Consider the following 20,018-nt stretch of genomic DNA (forward strand, 5'->3'; position numbering starts at 1 on the left):
TTTTTTATGGAGAGAAAATGTCGATTGAACTAATATTTCTTGCAATAATTTTAAAATTTATAAAAACCAAAAACTTTGACTTTCTTTATAAAGTTAAATTTAAATATTACTTGCTTCTATTTTTAAGTCTTAGCATTTTTATAGGAATAAATTTTTTAAATAATAAATTTTTTATAAAAAATTATTTTATCTTAAATTTAACAGCAAATATATTTCTTATTATATTTTGTTTTTTACAGAAAAATAATTTTATTAAAATACTGGCCTTAGGAATAATTTTAAATACTATTGTTTTTTCCTTTAACGGGAAAATGCCAGTTGATATGGCTGCTGCCAAAATAGCCTTATCTGATGAAAAATTTGATTTAATAAAAAATGGATATTCTTTAAGTCATGGTTTTTTTGAAAATTCAAAACTTTTTATATTGTCTGATATAATTCCAATTCCAAAAACTTATATTTATTCAAGAGTAATAAGTTTTGGAGATATTTTAATATCCATTTCAAGTTTTTTGTATATTTTATTTATAGAGGAGAGTGAAAAATGAATCCACTTTTAAATTTTTTTAACTTAATAAGATTTAGGGACATAATAGATATTATAATAGTAGCAATACTGTTTTATTATGTAATGAACATAATAAAGGGAACAAGAGCTGAGCAATTAAGTAAAGGAATAGTTGTTTTACTTATAGTTACAAAATTAAGCGATGCCCTTCAACTTTATACAGTAAAGTGGATTTTTTCCAATATAATGAATTTTGGCCTTATAGCAGTATTAATAGTTTTTCAGCCTGAACTTAGAAAGGGTCTTGAATTTTTAGGAAGAACATCGTCTATAAAAAATACCATACAAAACTCATTTACAAATGTTTCAAATACAGTAAATGAAATTTGTGATGCTGTAGCTTCTTTAAGCAGACAAAAAATAGGCGCTTTAATAGTTTTTGAAAAAAAGACAGGTCTTGAAGATATTGCAGATACTGGAACACGTCTCGATTCTCTTGTATCAAGCGGAATTATAATTAATATTTTTATCCCAAATACTCCTCTTCATGACGGAGCGGTAATAATAAAAAACGACAGAATTAAAGCCGCTGCTTGTTTTTTACCTTTAACGGATAATAACACTTTATCTAAGGAACTTGGAACAAGGCATAGGGCAGGCATAGGAGTTACAGAAAGAAGTGATGCACTTTCCCTAATAGTAAGTGAAGAAACAGGCTCGATATCTATAGCTCAAAATGGTCAAATCTCTCGTTACTTGGACATTGAAACTCTTAAAAAAGTTTTAACAGATTTATACACTTCTGATATAGAAAACTCTAAAGTATTTAACTTTATTAAAGGTAATGAAAGTAAGGTAGAAGAAGATGAAAGATAATTTTATAAAAAATTCTATAAGCAAAAATTTTATGTTAAAATTATTTTCAGTAATTTTTGCATTGCTTCTTTGGTCTTATGTTATTAATGAAGTTGACCCTGAAAGAACTGATATGGAAAGAAATATTAATGTAAGGATTGAGAATATAGCATCTCTAAGAGAAAATAATTTAGCTTTAATTTCTCCAACTGAAGTAACTACCAATGTAATTGTAAAAGGTAAAAATTCGGCTATGAGAAATTTAAGGAGAGAAGCTATAATTGCAAGAGTAGATTTATCCGGATATAACGCAGGGGAGCACACAGTTCCAATTGTTATAAATACTTTGGATCCTGGAATATCAGTTGATAGATTTGATCCTAAAAGTGTTGTTTTTAAAATTGATGAAAATATCAAAAAGAAAATGACTGTTGAAATAGTAACAGAAGGCAATCTTAAAGAAGATTTTATTTTAGGAAAAATAAAAAAATCATTTGATGTTGAAGTAAGCGGCGCAAAAACTTTTGTTGAAAATATAGAAAAACTTACAGCTCTTGTAAATATAGCAAATAGAGACGAATCAACTGTTCTTCCTGTTAAAGTAGTTGCCTATGATAAGAACGGAGAAGAATTAAACAATATAAAAATAAATCCGAATACTATTGATGTAGAAGTTCCTGTTTTAATGACAAAAACTGTACCGGTTAAACTTAAAACTTATGGATTTTCTAATAAGGTATCGGAAAATGGTGTAACTATAGAGCCAAATGCAGTTTCCATAAAGGGAAATACTGCGGTTTTAAATAAAATATCTGAGATATCCACTAAACCTATAAGTTTAAGTGATATTGAAGATGGTATAGCTGATGTAAAATTAAATTTGCCTGAAGGTGTAAGTTTGGTTGAACATGAAGCTAAATTTGTAGTAAAATTTTCAGTAATAAATAATGTTTTAAATTAGGAGGTAGTGATGGAATATATTGGAGAGGGTTTAACTTTTGATGACATTTTATTAATGCCAAGTTTTTCAAAGGTTCTTCCAAATGAAGTAGACTTAAAAACAAAACTTACAAATGAAATTCAGTTAAACATACCACTTATAAGTGCAGGTATGGATACTGTAACTGAATCACAAATGGCAATAGCAATGGCACGTGAAGGCGGAATAGGTATTATTCACAAAAACATGTCTATTGAAGAACAAGCTATTGAGGTGGACAAGGTAAAAAGAAGTGAACATGGTGTTATAACAGACCCATTTTACCTTTCAAGAAATCATACCATACAAGATGCTTCTGATATAATGAGTCACTATAAAATAAGTGGAGTTCCAATTGTTGAAGAAAATGGAAAACTTATTGGAATAATAACAAATAGAGATATCAGATTTGAAGATAATATGGAAAAGCCTATAGAGGAAGTTATGACTAAAGATCATTTAATAACAGGCAACGAACATATTACTATGGACGAGGCACTTAAAATCTTAAAAAAATATAAAATTGAAAAACTTCCACTAGTTGATAAGGAAAATAAATTAACAGGCTTAATAACAATAAAAGATATAGAAAAAATTGAACAATATCCAAATTCAGCAAGAGATAAAACAGGAAGACTTCTTGCGGGTGCTGCCGTAGGAGTTACAAAAGACGTTTTAGATAGGGTAAAGGCACTTGTTCAATCTAAAATAGATGTAATTGTTATTGACACAGCTCATGGTCAATCACAAGGTGTTTTAGAAACTGTAAAAAAAATAAAAAAAGCCTATCCTGAAATACAATTAATTGTTGGAAATGTTGCAACTTATCAGGGAACAGTTGATTTAATAAAAGCTGGAGCTGATTGTGTAAAAATCGGTATAGGACCTGGATCAATTTGTACTACAAGAGTCGTATCAGGTGTTGGAGTTCCACAAATTACAGCTATTCTCGAAGCTGCTAAAGCTGCTCGTGAATTTAATATACCAATTATTGCAGATGGAGGTATAAAATATTCAGGAGATATTACAAAAGCAATAGCTGCTGGTGGAGATGTAGTGATGATAGGGTCACTTTTTGCCGGAACAGACGAATCACCAGGAGAAGAAATCTTCGTTGAAGGAAGAAGATTTAAAACTTACAGAGGAATGGGTTCCATAGGTGCTATGAATGCAGGCAGTAAGGACAGATATTTCCAAAACAATACTAAAAAACTAGTGCCTGAAGGTGTAGAAGGTCGTGTGCCATTTAAAGGCAAGGTTGGAGAGGTAATATATCAACTTATGGGCGGACTGCGCTCAGGAATGGGATATGTAGGTGCTAAGGATATAAATGCACTAAAGACTAATACAAAGTTTATGAAAATCACTCCTGCAACATTACAAGAAAATCATCCACACAATATTACTATCACAAGAGAATCTCCAAATTATATAAGCAAATAGAAAATTCAATACAAATAAAAAATAGCCATTCTAAATTTAGAATGGTTATTTTAATAGGTAACTTTATTTGTTTTCCAAGTATCTTTTTTATAAAAATATAAAATAATTATTAAAAAAGTTAAATCATATAAGGGATAGGAAAAAGTTATAAATTTAAATGGTAAATTTAATCCATAGGTTACGAAAGCCGCAAATGGAAGTTGAATTAACCACTGAGGTACAAGGGTTGCTATTAAAAGAGGTTTAGTATAACCAGATCCCATAAAAGCAACACTCTTGCCCAAAGAGTATGCCTCAAGAGGAAGACTTATACTTACATAAGGGGCGATAGAAACTCCTATATTTAAAATATTTTGATCATGACTGAAAAGCATAAATGCTTGCTTTGAAAAAATTATAAATAAAAAAGTAAAAACAGACATAATATAAGCATTTAACCTTGCAGAAATATCAGCGGCTCTTTTAGCATAATCAATATTTTTTTCTCCGATTAAATGTCCTACAACAACACTGCCTCCCATCATAAATCCTTCAAGGGGCATAAAGGCAAACATCATAAGTTTTGATATAATTCCTATAACTGTTATTTCGGCATCTCCGTAGTGGGCTATAAATTTCATTAATACAGCCAAAAATAAGCTTCTTGTGAAGTTTTCTACTGCACTGGGAAATCCTATAGTTAAAAGTTTTTTATCAATATCTCTATTCATTTTTAAAAGTCCTTTTAAAGATACTTTTATATTATTTTTATTGCTATAAAGAAAATATCCTCCAATAATAACAGTTAAAATTGTAGATAATACTGTGGCAAGAGCAGCTCCGAATACACCTAAATTAAAACCTTTAATTCCAATGAAGGGGACTTTTTCAAACATAAGAATAGGATCCAATATAATATTAAAAATAGTTGCTATAGTCATTATTTGCATTGGAGTTTTTGAATCTCCATGGCATCTGAAAATAGTATTTATAGAATAAGATGCAAACATAAAAGGAATGAAAAAAATCCTTAAATAACCATAATCCATTGCGCACTTAATTGTATCAGGGTTTTTAGAATACAATCCGAGAATTGGTTTTAAAAAAATAAAAAGCAGAAATCCTGATAAAATTCCCATAATCATTTTGAAACTTATGGTTTGTTCGGAAACAATTCTTGTTCTATCATAATCTTTTTTACCGTGATATTGTGAAATTAAAGAAACGCTGCTTGCACCAATAAGTTCGTTAAAAAAGGTGAATAGCCAAAATACCGTAGTAAATATTGTAACTCCCGCAAGGGCTGTTTTTGAAATTTTTCCTATCCAAATCATATCAACAAGATCATAGAGAGTTTCAAGTAAAAATGAAATCATTGAAGGATAAGCGAGATTCCATATATTTTTTGTCAATTTTTTATCAATTTTTTTATAATCCATGAATTTATAATACTTTAATAAAAATTTAATTTCAACAAATAAGTTAAATCAATACAAATGTTTGAGTTTTTAATTTTATTTCTCTATAATTAATGAAGAGGGTGATATTATGAAAACAAAAATTTTACTTGTAGAAGATGAAGAATCAATAAGGAAATTTGTAAAAATAAATCTTGAAAGAGAAGGCTATAATGTTTATGAAGCTGAATCCGGAGAAATTGGAATTGAAATAGCAAGAAGAGAAAATCCTCAAATTGTTGTTCTTGATGTAATGTTACCTGGAATTGACGGCTTTGAGGTTTGCAATACTTTAAGAAAAGAATTTCCGGATTTAGGAATTATTATGCTTACTGCAAAGGCAGAGGATTATGATAAAATTATGGGCTTACAATATGGAACTGATGATTATATGACAAAGCCATTTAATCCTACAGAACTTACTTTAAGAATAAAATCCTTGGAACGTCGTGTAAACCCTGATGAAACTGCAAATTCAAAAATCATTTATGATCATCCTTTTAAAATGGATGTATATTCAAGAAAATTTTATAAAGAAGATAAAGAAATAGAGTTAACCCCAACAGAATTTCAAATTGTTAAAAATTTTATGGAGTATCCAGGACGTGCAATGAAAAGAAATGAAATTTTAAATATGGTTTGGGGAGATGATTTTGTTGGAGACTCTAAAATAGTAGATGTAAATATAAGAAGATTAAGGTCAAAAATAGAAGAAAATCCAGCAAAACCAAAATATATAGAAACCGTTTGGGGACTTGGATACAGATGGAAAAATGAGGAATGAAAAAAAGTTTAGGAAAAAGAATAACTCAATCATTTTTACTTATACTAATTACAATTATAATTATAACTGATGCCTTGCTTATATTTGGCATAAGAGAGTTTTATTATAAATCTATTGAAAATACTTTAATTAATAGAATCAAAATAAGCATGGATTTTTTCTATAAAAATTATTCTGATAAAAGCCTTTTAGAAATAGTTACTGAAGAAGGCGAATTAACTATTTATGAAAATGATTCTGAAGTTCAGATAATTGATGAAAATGGAAGACTTTTATATGACACAATAGGGGTAATATCTAACGAAAAAATTTCAACTCCCGATATACGAAATGCGAAAAATGAAAGCATAGGAACTTGGATTGGAAAGTCCAATTCAACAAATGAAATGGTAATAGCAGTTACAAGTGCAATTTATAAAGGAGATAAAATAAACGGGTATATTCGTCATTTAGCATCTTTGGAAATTGCCAATAAGGCTATAGTAAGATGCCTTTTTATCATAATAGCCGTAAGTGCTCTTATTGTTATTATAGCCGGTCTTTTCAGTTTGATTTTTAGCAAATCAATAACTAATTCGATTAATGAAGTAACTGCAGTAGCAAATAAACTGACGGACGGTCAGTATAAATCAAGGGCAAATATTCATACTAATGATGAATTGGAAGAACTTTCAAACTCCATAAATAAATTAGGAGAAGAAATTGTAAACAAGGATAAAATTAAAAATGATTTTATTTCTTCAATTTCTCATGAGCTTAGAACTCCATTAACATCCATAAAAGGATGGGCTGTAGTTTTAAAAGATTCAGACCCATTAAATAAGGAACTAATTTATGATGGACTTAATATTATCGAGAAAGAATCTGATAGGCTTTCAAAGATGGTTGAAGAGCTTTTAGATTTTTCAAGATATATTTCAGGAAGAATAAAGCTTGAAAAAGAACCTTTTAATATAAGTCAAACTTGTATAGAAGTTCAAAAACAAATGGGAATAAGAGCAGAACTTAATAAAATTGAATTTATAAGTGATTTATATAGCGAACCTGTTCTTACAATAGGTGATGAAAATAGAATCAGACAAATAATAATAAATTTAATTGACAATGCCATAAAATTTACCTCAGAAAATGGCTGGGTAAAGTTGGAAACAAAACTTGAAGAAGATAATTTTTTAATTTCAGTTTCAGATAATGGTTTAGGAATGTCAAAAGAAGAGTTGCTACATGTAAAAGAAAAGTTTTATAAAGGAAAACATTCTAAATCCCATAGCGGATTAGGTCTCTCCATATCAGATGAAATTGCAAAACTACATGGTGGAAAACTGGAGATCTTTTCCGAATTAAATCTTGGTACGGTAGTAAAGGTAACGATTCCAATAATTAAAGAAGGACAGACAATATGAAAAAATTTATTTTAATTATACTTTCATTTTTTATTCTTACATCTTGTTCTTTCATGGAAGAAACTTCGAATAAAATAGTTCCACCCACTTTAACCGAATCTCCAATTAAGGGAAAGTGGACAATTTCTAAAATTATTTTTGGAAATGATAAATTGGAAGATAGCTTCGGAATTAAAAATTATATAGGAAAAGAAAGTGCCTTTACTGTATCTGGTGCTGTAATAGGGGATTATTATATAAAAGACCCAACTTATAAAACAAGTTTAGTTAAATCTAACAAATTTTTAAATAGTAAATATAATCTCGATGCAGAAAAACTTGGTATCAAAGAAGATATGGTAAATATAATTGATGTCTATGAAAAAAATGAGCTTTTTTGTGAAATCTTGTATGAAAATTCTGAAAATGTTTATCTTATTTTTAATGGTATGGGAAATACATTTTTAAAACTTTCTTTAGTCAAAGATGATATTTCAGAAGAAGATTTTCAAAAAATAGTTGCATTACTTGGAGGGTCTGAGACAGCTAAAGAAAGTAAAGAATCTCAAAATGGATTTTTACTTGGATTAAAAGTTGATGAAAATCAATATAAAACCCTTTATTTTAATATTCAAGGAAATAAATTACAGTCGGTAGATAGTCTTAATTATTTAATTTTTCCGAAAAATAATGAATTTTTAAAACTTAAAATAGAAAATGAAGATGGAAATGATATATTAAAATTTATTTCAAATGAAACCAATGAAGCAATTTATAAAGATAATAATAAATCAAGTTCAAAAGAATTATCTTTTATTACCGGAGATTATTTTTCATATGAAAGTCTTGATAAAGATAAAAATAAAAAATTTTCAACTTTTAAATTTGAAAATGTTGGAAATCTTACTAAAATAGATTTAGATGATATTGCAAAAAACGGGCTTAAGATTTTTAAAGATCATTTAAAAACAATTGAAAGAGAAGATATTAAAGCTACAATTGATATTGCAAATATTGCATTAAAAAGAGATAATGGATATTGGAAATTGTTCGGAAGAATAAATTTTGACGAATCCGAAAAGTATGTTGATTTTGATGTAAATACTATTTTACCGAAAAATATTATAAAACATGAAGTTTTATCTATTCCAATGATAAGTATTAAAAACAGTTTACCAAATGTTAAAGATGCCTTCACATCTCCTAACAATAAAATTTTAATTACCTTGGAAAATAATTTCATAAAAGCTTATAATATTGAAAAGGGCAAGATAAATATCAAGCCTATATATTCCCTGGAAATTAAAAATGGAAGAGTTGTAATGACTGAGTGGAGTATTGGAAACTACACAAATATTTGGGAAAAATATATTAAATCTTTGGGAGGAAACCATGAGCAAATTAGTCACTGAGCTAATTGATATATTAAAAAATAATTCAGAATATATGACCATAGCACTTTTAATAATAGTTGCAGCTATTATAATAACTCTTGTAATAAATTTTATTGCAAGAAAACTAAAATTTGTAAAATATCTTCCAGGTCTTGTTTTTACATTTATTGGACTTTTTTCTATTTTTTCAGTTATGGGAAGGCTTTTTGAATCAAATAGCTTAAATAATATTTTAATTTTTATTATATTTATTTCTGCCGGAATAGTGTCTTTATTATTGGCTCTTATTTTAGGTATATTAAGTAATTAGCACGTGAATTTACGTGCTAATTTTATTTTTTCATCTCTTTTTAAATTTTTAATGGCGATTTCTCTTTTTAAAGCTTGAGACCTATCAAGACATTTTTCAAAATAAATTAATTTTACAGGAGTTCTTGATCTTGTGTATTTTGCACCTTTTTTTAGATTATGCATTTTCATTCTTTTTTCTAAATCATTTGTAATGCCTGTATAGATTGAATCATCACTGCATCTTACCATGTAGACAAAATAATTATTCATCAAAATCTTCCCTTAAAACTTTTTTTATTAAATCTATATCAAATCCTTTATTAAACATAGAATTTACTAGCTTGTAGTAGTAATTTTTGTCAGTACTTTTCAAAGTCTTTTTCTTTACAGCTATGGATTTTCTTAAATTTTCTATTTCAACATCTTCAGATAATTCCATAAGGGCAATATCTATAAATTTTTCTGGGATTTGTTTTTCCCTTAATTTAAAAATAATTTTATTTTTTCCATATTTATAAATATTTTGTCTATCCAAGCTGTAAGCTCTTGCGTAATCCAAGTCGTCCAAATATTTTATGGAGTATAAATAATCTATAACTTGGTCTATTATATTTTCTTCAAAATCTTTAGTTTTCAAGTAGAAGCGAACCTGATATTCTGATTTCATGTTTTTTAAATATCTAAGAGCAAGATTTTTTGCAGTATCATACTGATCAAAATATTTAAATTCTTCTGTCATATCTCTGTCTAATTCTTTTCCCACATAGAGATTAAATTTAATTAAAGTTCCCTGTCTTACTTCTATATTTTTATTTTCAAAATAAACTGTATATAATTTTTCTTTTTTATCATAATCAATTTTTTTAATAATCATTTTTTACCTCATAGATAGTTTAGCATAAGTTCCATAAAGTAGTAAAACTCTATACCAATTTTAAGTTTTGTGATAATATATGAATAGTAATTTTAAGGGGTGTTAAATGTTTGAGATAGTTTCACAAGTACTAAAATATGTATTCATACTTATAATTTATCTTTTTATTTTTAGTATTATAAGGCTTATGTACTTGGACATTAAGTCTATGGGCTCAAAGGGAGCTAATATAGATTCCGCTTATTTAAAAGTTGTAAACAGATTGGATTCTTTAGATTTCAAAATGCAAGAATATTATGTCCTAAATAAAAAATTGACAATGGGAAGATCATCTAAAAATACAATTTGCATTAAAGATAAATTTGTAAGTAAATTTCATCTTCAAATTTTCGAGGATAAGGGTTCTTATTTTATAGAAGATTTAAATTCTGCAAATGGAACTTTTTTAAATGGCGAAAAAATTGAAGATATAATCGAACTTCAAAATGGAGATAAAATCGGAATAGGTTTAATCCAATTTATTTATGTAGATACTAGGGGGCAGTAGATCTGAATGTTAAATTATATTACTAAATTTAGAAGGCCTCGAGATCTTTTACTTATTTTTGAACTTTTAGCCTTTTTATTATTGTTTTTTAAGAACAATAAACATGTAGACACTTATATTTGTATACTTTTTCTTGGCCTCGTCTTAATTATATACATTTCAAATTTTATTCTTGGAAAAATATCTTCTGGAGATAATTATATATTTTTAATTGTTTCCATGCTTCTTTCTCTTGGACTTGTTACTATTTATAGGATAAATCCGTCTTTGGGTCTTTTACAACTTGTATGGATTTTAGTTGGACTCACAGCTTTTTATGTTACCTATTTTTGTCTTAGAGCTTTTAAGAATTTAGATGACTACACAAAGCTATATGCTATAGGAATTTTTATATTACTTATTTCAACTTTAGTTTATAGCCTTATTTTTAAAAGAGGTAGAGAAAAGGGAGCATATAACTGGATAAGATTTGGAAGTTTTTCAATTCAACCATCGGAATTTGCAAAAATTTTGATGATGTTTTTACTTGCAAGTTACTATACTAAATTCAGATATTCCAACAATCTTAAAAAATTTAAAAACCCTCCTTTACTTCTTATGTTTGTCACTTATTTGTTTATAGGAGTTTTATTTATTGAAAGAGATTTAGGTATGAGTGTTGTGTTTTTAACTATTTATACTGTAACTCTTTTTATTTATGAAGATAATAAAAATATGTTTTTTATAAATTTGTTTTTAATTTTACTTGGAGCCACTATAGGATATTTGAAATTTTCCCATGTAAGATTAAGGGTTTCTGTTTGGTTAGATCCTTGGACCGATCCTTATAATGATGCAAGACAAATTGTTCAATCTCTATTTGCTATAGCAGAAGGAGGGTTTTTCGGATCAGGAATAGGAAGAGGATATCCTGAGCTTGTTCCTGTGCCCGTAAGTGATGCAATTTTTCCTGTAATTTGTGAAGAAATGGGAATTTTTATAGGTATAGGGATAATAATGCTAAATATGCTTTTGACTTATAGGGGAATGAAAATCGCCCTTAATCAAGAGTATTTGTTTTATAGAATCTTAGCAATTTGCGTTGCTTGCCTTTTTGGAATTCAAAGTTTTTTAAATATAGGCGGTTTTATTAAATTTATTCCAATGACTGGTATAACTTTACCATTTGTTTCCTATGGTGGTTCATCTATGGTTACAAGTTTTATTTCTCTTGGAATTTTACAAGTGGCAAGTGAAGATTTAACTTATAAATATGAGTGAGGAAAATGTTAAAAGATAAAAATAAAATTATAATTGTTTTAGTAGGCCTTATTTGCATGTTTTTATCTCTAATTGTTTATTTGAGTTATTTTACTGTATTTAAAGCTCAAAAAATTATTGATAACCCTGCAAATAGGAGAGAAACTATTGATGAAAATAAAATATTACGTGGATCAATTTTGGATTCAAAGGGAAATATCCTTGCTTATTCAGATGGAAAAGAGGGTAAGTATCAAAGACACTATAACTATCCAATAACTTATTCACACATAATTGGCTACTCTGATAAAATCATGGGAAAGACAGGGATTGAAAAGAGTTATGATAAATATCTATTAGGAAGAGAAAGCTCAAAAGCTTTAAAAAGTTTAAAATCTTTTTTCAACCCTGATATTCAATTAAATATAGGGAATAATGTTGTGCTGACTACAAATTCAGACATTCAGCAAAAAGCAAGAGATTTACTAAATGAAACTGGAGCTGCTGGTGCTCTTGTTGCTATAAGACCTAATACTGGAGAAATATTAGCTATGGTATCTTTGCCTGATTTTAATTCTCAATCAATTGCTCAGGATAATAAGGCTCTTATAGAACAAAATAGGGGAGCTCAATATAATAGGGCTCTTTGGACAAAATATCCACCTGGTTCAACTTTTAAGGTGATAACTGCTGCATCAATTATAGAAAATAAATTAGATCAAAATTACAAAGATGAAGGTACGCAAGAAATTGATGGTAGAGTTTATACAAATGCCGGTGGAAAAGATAATGCTTACGGAAATGTAAATTTAAAAACTGCTTTAGTAAATTCTATAAATACTTATTTTGTTAAAAAATCTGTTGATTTGGGGTCTGAACATCTTGGAAAAAGTGCAGATAAATTTATGTTTAATCAAAATTTTAAATTTGATTTACCATTTCATGAATCTATTTTTGATTATAATAATATATCTAAAACGGACCTTGCTTCTTCAGGAATAGGGCAGGGAAATGTTCAAGCTACTCCGCTTGAAATGTGTATGGTTGCGGCCGGAATAGCAAATAACGGAAATATTATGAAGCCCTATTTAGTTTCTCAAGTTAATACATCTGATGGTGAAAATTTATTAAATGCAGAACCTAAAGTTTTATCTTCAGCAATTTCTGAAGATACAGCAAACGAATTAAAAGAATATATGTTAAGTGTTGTAAGCAATGGGACAGGTTCTGCCGCTTATAGAAGAGGATATAAAATTGCAGGTAAAACTGGTACTGCACAAAAATCTACAGAAGGAACTGAAAATTATGCCTGGTTTATAGGATTTGCTCCTGCAAAAAATCCTAAAATAGCAGTAGCTGTTGTTTTAGAAGATGTAGAAGACCATGGTGGAAAAATAGCAGCCCCAATTGCAGGAACTATTATGAAGTATGCATTGGATTTGGGAGTGTAATTAAAAATTTATGTATAATGAAAATTTTGTTACTGCAATAATAGCAGCTGCCGGTATGGGTAGAAGAATGAAAAAAAGCTTAAATAAGCAATTTTTATCTATAAATGATTTGCCTATATTAGCTCATACTTTAAAAAAATTTGATAATTGTGCATATGTTGATTTTATTTTAATCTTAATTAAAGAAAGTGACATCCCTTATTTGAGTTTTATTTTAAATAAAAATAAATTAAAAAAAGATTTTAAAATTGTATATGGGGGAAAAGAAAGAAGTGACTCCATTTTAAATGGCTTAAAAAATATACCTAAAGAAACAAGCATTGTTTTGACTCATGATGGAGTTAGGCCCTTTGTAAGTGAAGAAAAAATTAGAGAAGCAATAGAAAATGTATTTTTTACAGGAGCCTCAGTTTTGGGAGTACCTGTAAAAGATACTGTTAAAGTTTCAAAAAATGGGAGCTATGTAGACTATACTCCTAAAAGAGATGAGCTTTTTGCTATACAAACTCCTCAAGTTTTTAAAACAGATTTATTGTTGAAAGCATATAAGATTGCAGAAGAAGAAGGATATACTGCAACTGATGATTGTGCTCTTGTTGAAAAAATAGGAGTCAAGGTTAAAATAATACCTAGTGATTATAAAAATATAAAGATTACAACTCAAGAAGATTTAATTATTGCAGAAGCAATTGCTAAATCAGAAAGTCAAGAAAGGAAGTAAACATGAAAATCGGAATTGGAATTGATGTACACAAATTAGTTGAAGGTAGAAATCTTATACTTGGAGGTATAAAAATACCATATGAAAAAGGACTGGAAGGACATTCTGACGCAGATGTTTTAATACATGCTATAATGGATGCAATTTTAGGTGCATTGGGACATTATGATATAGGTCATGAATTTCCTGATACGGATCCTAAATACAAGGATATAGATTCTTTTATACTCTTAAATAGAGTAAAAGATATAATGGAAAGTAAGGGTTATTTTATTGAAAATATAGATTCTGTTATAGTAGCTGAGAATCCTAAACTTGCACCCTATATAGATGATATGAGAAGTAAAATAAGTAGTGCCCTTGAGATGAATGTTAACAATGTATCTGTAAAGGCAACTACAACTGAAAAACTTGGTTATATAGGAAGAGGAGAGGGCATAGCAAGCCATGCAGTAGTATTATTAAATGAAAAGGTAGTTGATGCGTTTTGAAATTTTTTATTGACACAGCAAATATAGATGAGATTAAGGAAATAAATTCTTGGGGAATTTTAAGTGGAGTTACAACAAATCCAACTTTAATCGCTAAAGAAGGTAAAGTTTTTGAAGATGTAATTTCAGAAATTGCAAAAATCGTTTCAGGACCTGTATCTGCAGAAGTAATATCAACAGATAGTCAGGGAATGATTAATGAAGCAATGAAATTAAAAGATATAGGAGATAATGTAATTATTAAAATTCCAATGACTGAAGAAGGTTTGAAGGCTGTTAGCTTTTTATCTAAAAAGGGAATAAAAACTAATGTTACTCTTGTTTTCAGCGTTTCTCAAGCAATTCTTGCGGCAAGAGCAGGAGCAACTTATATAAGTCCTTTTTTAGGAAGATTGGATGATATTGGTGTAAATAGTAAAGACCTTATAGGAAATATATCAAAGATTTTTGAAATTTATGATATAAAAACAGAAATTATAGCTGCAAGTATAAGAACACCTAACAATATACTTGATTCACTGCTTGCAGGATGTGATATTGCCACAGTTCCCTATAAGGTTTTTAAACAAATGGTTAAACATCCATTAACTGATAATGGGTTGGATAAATTTTTAAATGATTTTAGTAATGTTAAAACAAAAGGAGATTTTTAATGAACAGAAATTTAGCATTAAATTTAGCAAGAGCTACTGAAGCTGCAGCTCTATCTGCTGCTCAATGGTTAGGTAAGGGTAAGAAAAATGATGCAGATGGTGCAGCAGTAGAAGCTATGAGAAAGCTTTTTGATACAGTTGATGTAAATGGTATAGTAGTAATAGGGGAAGGAGAAATGGATGAAGCTCCTATGCTCTATATAGGAGAAGAAGTTGGGACTAAGGTTCCTGGCTCTGATGAAATTGATATTGCAGTAGATCCTCTTGATGGAACTACATCAATTGCAAATGGAATGAATAACTCAATTGCAGTTCTTGCTGCAGCTCCAAGAGGATGCTTACTTCATGCTCCTGATATTTATATGGATAAAATAGCATGTGGTCCAGGAGCCAAAGGATGTATAGATCTTGAAGATACAACTGAAAACAACATAAAAAGAGTTGCAAAAGCTCTTAATAAAAACATAGAAGAAATTACAGTTTCTGTTTTAAAAAGAGAAAGACATGACAAACTTGTAGAAGAAATCAGAAAAACAGGCGCAAGAATAAAAATGGTAAGTGATGGAGATATTTTAACTGCTATAGAAACTTGTTTTGAAGATTCTGGAGTAGATATGATTATGGGTATTGGAGGAGCTCCTGAGGGAGTTATTGCAGCTGCTGCTCTTAAATGTTTAGGAGGAGATTTTCAAGGTAAACTTGTTCCTTCTGATGAAGAACAAATGGAAAGATGTAAGTCTTTTCACAATGACCTTGAAAAGATTTACCATATAGATGATCTTGTAAAGGGTAATGATGTTATTTTTTCAGCTACAGGTGTTTCTTTTGGAGAAATTTTACAAGGTGTTAAATTTTTAAAAGATAATAAAGCTACAACTGAAACTCTTGTTACAAGACTTCCCAGCGGTACAGTAAGATTTATTAAGAGTATTCACAATTTAAACACAAAACCAGAATACGCAAAATAATATGAATAAAGAAAATTCTACTTCAAAATTATTATCAAATAAAACAATTGAAGATTTAAGAAAAATTGCTCTTTCTATGGGTCTTATAGATAATAAGTTTTATGAGAAAGAGGACTATATAAAATTTATTGAAGATGGACAAATACCGAAAATTTCATATTCTAAAGACAAATTGGAAAATTTAAATAGTTCAGATCTTAGAGACATAGCAAAAAATTTGGAAATTACATCTCCGTATAAATATAAGAAAAATGAATTAATAATAAAAATACTTGAAATTTCAGACAATTCTTGGAGTGAAAATCTAAGGGAAAATGATGATTTAGAAAAATTATCAATGGATGATTTAAAAACTCTTGCAATAGAATGTGGACTTGAAAATCCAAACACATTAAGTAAAGAAGATTTGATAAAATATTTGCATAAAAACAAACATAAAATTTCTAATAAAGTTGAAGAAATAGATAAACTTGATACAAAAGATCTATCTGACAATGCAACAGAAGAAATAGAAAAACTTGAAAAAATAAATTATGTCACAGGTATTTTAGATCAACTTCCTGATGGATACGGATTTTTAAGAACTGAAAATTATTTGCCCAGCGAAAATGATATATATGTATCTCCATCTCAAATTAGAAAATTTAGACTTAGGACAGGAGATAAAATTCAAGGAATTTTACGTCCATCAAAAGATGGAGAAAATTTTAATGCTCTAATCTACATTAATAAAGTAAATGACTTAAAAGCTAAAGATATAATAAATAGACCTTCCTTTGATAATTTAACTCCAATATATCCTAAAGAAAAAATAAGTTTGGAAACAAAACCTGAAGAACTGGCAACAAGGCTTATAGATTTAATAGCACCTATAGGAAAAGGGCAGAGGGGTCTAATTGTATCTCAACCTAAATCTGGAAAAACAACTCTCTTGAAAAAAATTGCAAGTGCAATATCAACTAACTGCAAGGATGTTGATTTAATTGTTCTTTTAATTGATGAGAGACCAGAAGAAGTAACTGATATGAAAAGATCAGTAAAAGGAGAGGTTGTATTTTCTACCTTTGATGAACTTAGTAGGAACCACACAAAAGTAGCTGAGATGGTCATAGAACGGGCTAAGAGGCTTGTAGAACTAAAAAGAGATGTAGTTATATTAGTCGATTCATTAACGCGCCTTACAAGGGCGTATAACCTCATTACACCACCAAGTGGAAAAACTCTTTCTGGAGGAATTGATCCTTTGTCTTTTCATAATCCAAAAAGATTTTTCGGTGCGGCAAGAAATATAGAAGAGGGCGGTAGCCTTACAATACTTGCAACAGCTCTTGTGGATACAGGCTCAAGGATGGATGATATAATTTATGAAGAGTTTAAGGGGACAGGAAATATGGAAATTCATTTAGATAGAATGTTATCTGAAAAAAGAATATTTCCTGCCGTTGATATCTTTAAATCGGGTACGAGAAAAGAAGAATTGTTGCTTAATAAAAAAGAATATGATTTTTCCATAGATATAAGACGGGCAACTAGCGATGAACAAAAATTAAAAATAACTGAGTATCTTTTAGATAATTTAGGAAAATTTAAAACTAATAAAGAATTTTTGGAGAACATAAAAATAGAATTTTAAATAACCGCAAAATCAGCGGTTATTTTTTTATTGAAAATAAATGAACCGCTAATTAAGCGGTTATATTGACAAATATTGACAAATTTATTATTTTTTAAATTACAAATCTTAAAAATAATTGAATTGTAAATATAAAAAGTAGAGTACTTATAATTATATAATATTCTGCTAATTGCACCTGAGTGTTATATCTTTTAGCATAAGTAAAAGTGTTAACTGCAACAGGAGCTCCAAAAAGAACTAAAGAAACTATTGATTCTTCCAAGGGAAATTTAAAAAATTTAAGAAGTACAAGAACAATAGTAGGGAATAGAACTAACTTAAAAAAAGAGATTATCAAAGCAGATTTTAAATATTTTTTAATATCTATAAAGCCTAAATTATATCCCATACACATAAGGGCAAGGGAAGAGGATATACTGCCTACATTTCTAAATAAGTCTGCAAATATGCCTAAGTTTATCTTAAATATCATAAGAAAAACTCCTAAAATTCCTCCAAGCATCATATTATTTTTAAAAATATTGCTTATTATTTTTTTAAACTTATTTTTGTGTTATCTAATTTTGAATAAAATAGAACCGATGCAAAATTATAAAATATTTGAGAAAGGCCTATCGCTATTCCTGTTAAGACCAAACCTTTTTCTCCAACTAAGGAAGAAATAATAGGTATGCCCATTATTATAAAATTACCTCTAAAAATAGCATTAGCACTTACAATCCACATTCCTATATTTTCTTTTACTAAAATATTTGCAAGAAAAATACTATAAAATAAATTAATTGCAAATAAAAAAATTGTAAATAATATAAAAGATATACTTACTATATTCATGTCCTTTTGATAAAAGCTCATCAAAATAGTAAGAGGGAACAAAAGTGAAAAACAAAGATCGTTTATACCGGCATTTGTTTCAGGACTATAAATTTTAAATCTTTTTATAGAATATCCGGTAAAAATTGTGAGCATTAATATTAAACACTTATTTAAAACTTCATTCATCTTTAATTTTCCTATAGCCTAAATAGAATATAAAGATGGATATAAAAATGTATAAAATAACATAGAAAGGACTTGCTACAATTCCTCCTATTAAAATAATTAAAGAACCTATTATAGCAAAAATAGGTGCAATTATGCCTTTAAAAGAACTTTTTATTTCGCCGTCTTTATAAAGTTTCATAACTTTTAAATATAAAACAATATAGGTTACATAAGAAAATACAATGGCAATTTCGGAAACATCACTTCCACCTAAGAGTTGAAATTTTGAAGTTATATAGTAAGCTATAAGCCAAAAAGTAGAAATTAAAAAGTATATTAAAGCACTTTTTTTAGAAACTTGAAGCTTTTCGTCAATCTTTGACACACTTTCATCAAAAGCAATTCCTTTTTCCGCTAAAGCTTGAGGCATTCTTATTCCACCTAAAATTACACCATTTATTACACCAAATATAGCTATTGTTACTAAAAGTATTAAAAATTTTGCTCCTATTGGTCCAAGCATAATATTAAAAGCCGTATAGACTGAATCATCTTGTAGACTCATAATGTAAGTTGGTCCTAAAATATTTATAATTCCTAAAAAATATAATAGATAAGATAATAAAATAAGTATGGGAGATAATATTAATACTAAGGGCATTGTCCTTTTTGGATTTTTAAGCTCTGGAACTATAGCTGTAACTATAGGCCATCCGTCAAAAGAAAAGGCGATAGGAGCTAAACTTGCAATCCATTTATAGCCTATATTCTTAGGACTTATAAGAGTATATTGGCTTGGTACTTGGGGATAATCACCCTTATAAAATAAACCGTAAATAGCAATAGCAAAAATAGGAATCAATTTTATAATAGTTGAAATAAATTGTATATTACCGCCTAATTTTCTATTGTAAGTATTAAGGAGAGTTATTAGTATTAATAAAATAAATCCTAAAAATATTTTAACCTCATAACTTAAATTAACCTCAAAAGTAATGCACGCAAACATGACAGTTGCATAAGCAAGAACTGCAGTAACTGAAGGTAAGTATATGAAAGTTTGAAAAAATCCGAAGCCTGATCCAAATTTTTTACTTATATATTTCTCAAAATAGCTTACAAAACCTCCACTTGAATTTGTACGTATTGCAAGTTCACTTAAAGTTAATGAACCAAAAATAATTCCCAAAGCTCCAATGCATAGTACTAAAATTCCAGTTTTTATATTTCCGCCAGTTGCCAATAAAATATTGTCCGCTTTAAAAAATATGCCAGATCCTACAACAATACCTACAACCATGGCAACGGCTGTAGAAAATCCATATACTTTTCTATTTTTTTCCATAATGAATAATAAATCCTCCAAAATAATTTAAAATAAT

At 28.5% G+C, this 20,018-nt stretch carries 22 protein-coding genes; 16 read left to right on the plus strand and 6 right to left on the minus strand.

All coding sequences use genetic code 11. The features are described from left to right. Nucleotides 1–17: 17 nt before the first annotated feature. The 4 genes from HMPREF1253_RS09750 to guaB are packed head-to-tail and all read left to right on the plus strand — an operon-like array spanning nucleotide 18 to nucleotide 3,785. Nucleotides 18–548, plus strand: a complete 531-nt coding sequence (locus tag HMPREF1253_RS09750) for a DUF5317 family protein (RefSeq protein ID WP_023056414.1) — start codon at nucleotides 18–20, stop codon at nucleotides 546–548. After that, entirely contained in the window at nucleotides 545–1,384 is an 840-nt protein-coding gene (gene cdaA / locus HMPREF1253_RS08240) for a diadenylate cyclase CdaA (RefSeq protein WP_023056375.1), read from the plus strand. Before HMPREF1253_RS09750 ends, cdaA begins: the two co-directional genes overlap by 4 nt. Then, nucleotides 1,374–2,324 carry a YbbR-like domain-containing protein gene (locus HMPREF1253_RS08245; protein WP_023056403.1) on the plus strand — a complete coding sequence of 317 codons (951 nt, stop codon included), beginning with the start codon at nucleotides 1,374–1,376 and terminating at the stop codon, nucleotides 2,322–2,324. Before cdaA ends, HMPREF1253_RS08245 begins: the two co-directional genes overlap by 11 nt. Nucleotides 2,325–2,333: 9 nt before the next feature. After that, nucleotides 2,334–3,785, plus strand: coding sequence for an IMP dehydrogenase (guaB, locus tag HMPREF1253_RS08250; RefSeq protein WP_023056379.1), 1,452 nt, complete (start codon nucleotides 2,334–2,336; stop codon nucleotides 3,783–3,785). A gap of 50 nt (nucleotides 3,786–3,835) precedes the next feature. Here the strand turns inward: guaB and HMPREF1253_RS08255 are convergent, their stop codons facing one another. Beyond that, entirely contained in the window at nucleotides 3,836–5,203 is a 1,368-nt protein-coding gene (locus HMPREF1253_RS08255) for an MATE family efflux transporter (protein WP_023056394.1), read from the minus strand. A gap of 109 nt (nucleotides 5,204–5,312) precedes the next feature. Between HMPREF1253_RS08255 and HMPREF1253_RS08260 the strand changes: the two genes are divergently transcribed. The 4 genes from HMPREF1253_RS08260 to HMPREF1253_RS08275 are packed head-to-tail and all read left to right on the plus strand — an operon-like array spanning nucleotide 5,313 to nucleotide 9,091. Next, the gene (locus tag HMPREF1253_RS08260) at nucleotides 5,313–6,005 is read left to right on the plus strand and encodes a response regulator transcription factor (protein WP_023056376.1); all 693 of its coding nucleotides are present in this window, start codon (nucleotides 5,313–5,315) and stop codon (nucleotides 6,003–6,005) included. Continuing rightward, nucleotides 6,002–7,408, plus strand: coding sequence for a cell wall metabolism sensor histidine kinase WalK (locus HMPREF1253_RS08265; RefSeq protein ID WP_023056426.1), 1,407 nt, complete (start codon nucleotides 6,002–6,004; stop codon nucleotides 7,406–7,408). Before HMPREF1253_RS08260 ends, HMPREF1253_RS08265 begins: the two co-directional genes overlap by 4 nt. Further along, nucleotides 7,405–8,799 carry a hypothetical protein gene (locus tag HMPREF1253_RS08270; RefSeq protein ID WP_023056337.1) on the plus strand — a complete coding sequence of 465 codons (1,395 nt, stop codon included), beginning with the start codon at nucleotides 7,405–7,407 and terminating at the stop codon, nucleotides 8,797–8,799. Before HMPREF1253_RS08265 ends, HMPREF1253_RS08270 begins: the two co-directional genes overlap by 4 nt. Then, nucleotides 8,780–9,091, plus strand: coding sequence for a hypothetical protein (locus HMPREF1253_RS08275; RefSeq protein WP_023056391.1), 312 nt, complete (start codon nucleotides 8,780–8,782; stop codon nucleotides 9,089–9,091). Before HMPREF1253_RS08270 ends, HMPREF1253_RS08275 begins: the two co-directional genes overlap by 20 nt. Here HMPREF1253_RS08275 and HMPREF1253_RS08280 read toward each other — a convergent pair. Together HMPREF1253_RS08280 and HMPREF1253_RS08285 are read right to left on the minus strand one after the other, a co-directional pair. After that, nucleotides 9,088–9,342 carry a GIY-YIG nuclease family protein gene (locus HMPREF1253_RS08280; protein WP_023056336.1) on the minus strand — a complete coding sequence of 85 codons (255 nt, stop codon included), beginning with the start codon at nucleotides 9,340–9,342 and terminating at the stop codon, nucleotides 9,088–9,090. The two genes, HMPREF1253_RS08275 and HMPREF1253_RS08280, sit on opposite strands and share 4 nt — an antisense overlap. Further along, nucleotides 9,335–9,946, minus strand: a complete 612-nt coding sequence (locus tag HMPREF1253_RS08285; protein ID WP_023056377.1) for a regulatory protein RecX — start codon at nucleotides 9,944–9,946, stop codon at nucleotides 9,335–9,337. The genes HMPREF1253_RS08280 and HMPREF1253_RS08285 overlap by 8 nt, the downstream gene beginning before the upstream one ends. 106 nt (nucleotides 9,947–10,052) lie before the next feature. Here HMPREF1253_RS08285 and HMPREF1253_RS08290 point away from each other — a divergent pair, with 106 nt between their 5' ends. The 8 genes from HMPREF1253_RS08290 to rho are packed head-to-tail and all read left to right on the plus strand — an operon-like array spanning nucleotide 10,053 to nucleotide 17,649. Beyond that, nucleotides 10,053–10,493 carry an FHA domain-containing protein gene (locus HMPREF1253_RS08290; protein WP_036739922.1) on the plus strand — a complete coding sequence of 147 codons (441 nt, stop codon included), beginning with the start codon at nucleotides 10,053–10,055 and terminating at the stop codon, nucleotides 10,491–10,493. A gap of 6 nt (nucleotides 10,494–10,499) precedes the next feature. Next, nucleotides 10,500–11,753: an FtsW/RodA/SpoVE family cell cycle protein gene (locus tag HMPREF1253_RS08295; protein ID WP_023056325.1), complete on the plus strand. Its 1,254-nt coding sequence runs from the start codon at nucleotides 10,500–10,502 to the stop codon at nucleotides 11,751–11,753. Between the two features lie 5 nt (nucleotides 11,754–11,758). After that, the gene (locus tag HMPREF1253_RS08300; RefSeq protein ID WP_023056419.1) at nucleotides 11,759–13,183 is read left to right on the plus strand and encodes a penicillin-binding protein 2; all 1,425 of its coding nucleotides are present in this window, start codon (nucleotides 11,759–11,761) and stop codon (nucleotides 13,181–13,183) included. A 10-nt stretch (nucleotides 13,184–13,193) separates the two neighbouring features. After that, nucleotides 13,194–13,904 carry a 2-C-methyl-D-erythritol 4-phosphate cytidylyltransferase gene (gene ispD, locus HMPREF1253_RS08305; RefSeq protein WP_023056412.1) on the plus strand — a complete coding sequence of 237 codons (711 nt, stop codon included), beginning with the start codon at nucleotides 13,194–13,196 and terminating at the stop codon, nucleotides 13,902–13,904. A 2-nt stretch (nucleotides 13,905–13,906) separates the two neighbouring features. Next, on the plus strand, nucleotides 13,907–14,395 hold the full coding sequence (gene ispF / locus HMPREF1253_RS08310) for a 2-C-methyl-D-erythritol 2,4-cyclodiphosphate synthase (protein ID WP_023056408.1): 489 nt from the start codon (nucleotides 13,907–13,909) through the stop codon (nucleotides 14,393–14,395). Further along, nucleotides 14,392–15,048, plus strand: a complete 657-nt coding sequence (gene fsa / locus HMPREF1253_RS08315; protein ID WP_023056380.1) for a fructose-6-phosphate aldolase — start codon at nucleotides 14,392–14,394, stop codon at nucleotides 15,046–15,048. Before ispF ends, fsa begins: the two co-directional genes overlap by 4 nt. Then, nucleotides 15,048–16,016, plus strand: a complete 969-nt coding sequence (gene glpX, locus HMPREF1253_RS08320) for a class II fructose-bisphosphatase (RefSeq protein ID WP_023056333.1) — start codon at nucleotides 15,048–15,050, stop codon at nucleotides 16,014–16,016. The genes fsa and glpX overlap by 1 nt, the downstream gene beginning before the upstream one ends. A gap of 1 nt (nucleotide 16,017) precedes the next feature. Further along, the gene (rho, locus tag HMPREF1253_RS08325; RefSeq protein WP_023056329.1) at nucleotides 16,018–17,649 is read left to right on the plus strand and encodes a transcription termination factor Rho; all 1,632 of its coding nucleotides are present in this window, start codon (nucleotides 16,018–16,020) and stop codon (nucleotides 17,647–17,649) included. A gap of 94 nt (nucleotides 17,650–17,743) precedes the next feature. Here the strand turns inward: rho and HMPREF1253_RS08330 are convergent, their stop codons facing one another. The 3 genes from HMPREF1253_RS08330 to HMPREF1253_RS08340 are packed head-to-tail and all read right to left on the minus strand — an operon-like array spanning nucleotide 17,744 to nucleotide 19,981. After that, entirely contained in the window at nucleotides 17,744–18,184 is a 441-nt protein-coding gene (locus HMPREF1253_RS08330; RefSeq protein WP_369758379.1) for an AEC family transporter, read from the minus strand. Continuing rightward, entirely contained in the window at nucleotides 18,181–18,654 is a 474-nt protein-coding gene (locus HMPREF1253_RS08335; RefSeq protein WP_023056402.1) for an AEC family transporter, read from the minus strand. The genes HMPREF1253_RS08330 and HMPREF1253_RS08335 overlap by 4 nt, the downstream gene beginning before the upstream one ends. Then, entirely contained in the window at nucleotides 18,647–19,981 is a 1,335-nt protein-coding gene (locus tag HMPREF1253_RS08340; RefSeq protein ID WP_023056404.1) for an APC family permease, read from the minus strand. Before HMPREF1253_RS08340 ends, HMPREF1253_RS08335 begins: the two co-directional genes overlap by 8 nt. Between the last annotated feature and the right edge of the window lie 37 nt (nucleotides 19,982–20,018).

Source organism: Peptoniphilus sp. BV3C26 (genome assembly GCF_000478985.1).
GTDB lineage: Bacteria > Bacillota > Clostridia > Tissierellales > Peptoniphilaceae > Peptoniphilus_B > Peptoniphilus_B koenoeneniae.